This is a genomic window from Pseudoalteromonas sp. SIMBA_162 (assembly GCF_046535955.1).
Classification (GTDB): Bacteria; Pseudomonadota; Gammaproteobacteria; order Enterobacterales; family Alteromonadaceae; genus Pseudoalteromonas; species Pseudoalteromonas marina.
In genome coordinates, this window is sequence record NZ_JAWJBQ010000471.1 from 1 (window position 1) to 268 (window position 268).

The 268-nt window shown below is 61.2% G+C and carries 1 protein-coding gene; it reads left to right on the forward strand.

What is annotated here, in order from left to right; genetic code table 11:
- A partial coding sequence (locus R0J88_RS20535; protein ID WP_410900957.1) for an aminotransferase class I/II-fold pyridoxal phosphate-dependent enzyme occupies nucleotides 1-268 on the forward strand: 268 nt, incomplete at both ends.

Below are 268 nucleotides of genomic sequence, written 5' to 3' on the forward strand. Positions count from 1 at the left end.
GCTCAATGACAACCTGCGCCTGTACCCCGACCCCAACAGCGACCTGCTCAAGCAGGCGGTGGCCAGCTATTACGGGGTGCAGGGTAACCAGGTGTTCCTCGGCAACGGTTCCGACGAAGTCCTGGCGCACATTTTTCACGGCCTGCTGCAGCAGGAAAAACCGCTGCTGTTCCCGGACATCAGCTACAGCTTCTACCCGGTGTATTGCGGCCTGTACGGCATCGAGCACGAAGCGGTGCGGCTGGACGAGCAGTTCCAGATCCGCGTG